This is a genomic window from Paenibacillus sp. N119s (assembly GCF_059447605.1).
Window position 1 is genome coordinate 1 of the sequence record NZ_JCAJRU010000400.1, and the last position, 2416, is coordinate 2416.

The window sequence follows — 2416 nt, forward strand, 5'->3', positions numbered from 1 at the left end:
ACGACCGTTAAGCCCTCCAGCGCCGATGGTACTTGGACCGCAGGGTCCTGGGAGAGTAGGACGTTGCCAAGCAACAAGTAAAAAAGACCATGATCCTATTTGGTCAAGACCCCATTTTATAGACACTGAAAAAAGACCCTAGGCTATAAGCTGCTTCCGATACTCTTTCGGAGGCAGCTTATTTAACTTTCGTTGTGGTCGACATTGGTTGTAAAATCGAATATATTCTTCTATTCTCCTTTGTGCCTCGTCCATATTTCGGATATCATATGGGTAGAGCCCTTCCGTTTTGAGATGCGAGAAGAAGCTCTCCATCGAGGCATTATCATAACAATTGCCTCGGCGAGACATGCTGATCCGGGCGCCAACCTTTGGCAGCATGTCATGGTACGCATGGGACGTGTACTGGAATCCCTGGTCGCTGTGAACGATGAGGCCAGTCACGTCTTTTTGCTGTTTAAAGGCTTGTCGAAACGTCTGTAAAACCAGTTCGTTATCATTTCTATGGCTCATCTGGTAGGCGATAATTTCGTTATTGAACAAGTCTTTAATCGCAGACAGATATAGCCAGCAATCTCCCACACGATATTGCGTGATATCTGTGACCCATTTTTGATTAGGTTTGTCCGCCTTGAAATCCTGTTTTAGCAGATTTTTCGCCACACGACCTTTCGTAGAGGAAGCATAGTTGCAGCGATGTTTCCGGCGAATTTGTGAGCGGATTCCCAAGACCTGCATGAGCCGGAGTACCTTTTTATGGTTCATCCAGACTCCATGATCGTGCTGCAAAAATAGTTGAATTTGGCGATAGCCGTAGACCCCGTTATACTGCTCATACACTTTCTTCACAAGTGCTTTCGCGTCCCGATCTCGATCTGCTCCTCTACGCTTTAAGAAGGCGTAATATCCACTTCTGGAGACTTTGAAAAGCGTACACAGTTTGCTAATAGGATAGTCTTTCGCAGCTTTCTCAATGGTTATATATTTGTGTGCTTCATCTCCTGTATCCAGATTTCCAAACACTTTTTTAGCATGTCATTTTCCCGTCTCAGCTTCTGTACATACCTATCCTGGTCGATATACTCCTTACGCCGTCCTCGCTGGTCCATGAGCCCGAATTCACCGAGTTGCTTGTATTTGCGCATCCATTCTTTTAATCGATGTCGATCTGCGATTCCAAACTTCTCCATGAGTCTACGATACGTCCAACCTTCTTCAATATGGAGTCGTATGGCCTCTACCTTGGTTTCAAACGTATACTCGTTAAACTTTGTTCCCTTTTTCGCCGGCATAAAAAATGCACCTCCTAGAATTTCATCGGCTAAACCCGGGGGTTTTTCCAATGTCTATTCTAAGGGGTGCACTTCAATTGAGATCATGGTTTTTTTTGTGTTAAATAACAGTTGAATTTTAATTAGAGTAAGTTGGTTATAAGTTCAGCTAAATCTGTGGATATTAGCTATTACATAGATAGATATTTTTTGAAGAAAATTAGTACCAGGTATTAGTATCTGGTGTTATAATATGAATAAGGACTTTAAAGGAGAGTGATCAGAATGTTGAATTCAAAAGCAAAGTTAACGGCCCTTGGCACTTATGTACCTGAACGGATTTTAACGAACGCCGACTTGGAGAAACTTGTGGACACTAGTGACGAGTGGATTGTACAAAGAACGGGGATGCGGGAGCGACGCATTGCGGCTGAAGATCAATACGTATCTGATTTGTGTATACAAGCTATTAAACGTATGGTTAACCTTTATAACGTAAATGTAGACGACGTTGACATGATCATTGTAGCGACGAGCACCCCTGATTACTATTTTCCTAGTACGGCTTCTCGTATTCAGGCATATTTTAATATTCCGAATACAGGGTCAATGGATGTTAGTGCTGCGTGTGCAGGTTTTGCCTATGGGCTTCATTTGGCAAATGGCCTTATTACGGGTGGGCTACATCATAAGGTTCTAGTGATCGGAGCCGAAACATTATCCAAAATTACAGATTATACAGACCGCACGACATGTGTTCTTTTTGGAGATGGGGCAGGAGTTGCACTAGTTGAATATGACGAGGATGAAGGGTCATTTTTGACCTCAGACATAGGAACCTTTGGGCAAGGTGGAGCACATCTTTACCGCGCAGGATTGTCCAACTATTTGGACGGAGAGAAGCTGCAAGATAATGGATTTATCGCTCAAAATGGACGTGAGGTTTATAAATGGGCTGTACGCTCTGTTCCAACTGGAATCGAACGATTAATGAATAAGGCAAATATGAAGAAGGAGGATCTTGACTGGTTTGTACCTCATAGCGCTAATATGAGAATGATTGAGTCGATATGTGAAAAAAGTGCAGTACCTTTGGAAAAGACGCTGACGAGTGTAGAGTTGTATGGAAATACCTCTGCGGCGTC

General features: G+C 43.2%; 3 protein-coding genes. 1 reads left to right on the forward strand and 2 read right to left on the reverse strand.

Annotated features, from left to right (window positions below):
- Positions 1 to 138: 138 nt before the first annotated feature.
- Together AC5V8P_RS25115 and AC5V8P_RS25120 are read right to left on the reverse strand one after the other, a co-directional pair.
- The gene (locus AC5V8P_RS25115; protein WP_149034409.1) at positions 139 to 1023 is read right to left on the reverse strand and encodes an IS3 family transposase; all 885 of its coding nucleotides are present in this window, start codon (positions 1021 to 1023) and stop codon (positions 139 to 141) included.
- Complete coding sequence (locus tag AC5V8P_RS25120) at positions 978 to 1292, reverse strand: helix-turn-helix domain-containing protein (protein WP_025722639.1); 315 nt, start codon at positions 1290 to 1292, stop codon at positions 978 to 980. Before AC5V8P_RS25120 ends, AC5V8P_RS25115 begins: the two co-directional genes overlap by 46 nt.
- A 264-nt stretch (positions 1293 to 1556) precedes the next feature.
- On the opposite strand from AC5V8P_RS25120, the gene AC5V8P_RS25125 reads away from it, so the two are divergent.
- On the forward strand, positions 1557 to 2416 hold an 860-nt coding region (locus AC5V8P_RS25125), incomplete at its 3' end, for a ketoacyl-ACP synthase III (RefSeq protein WP_495474006.1).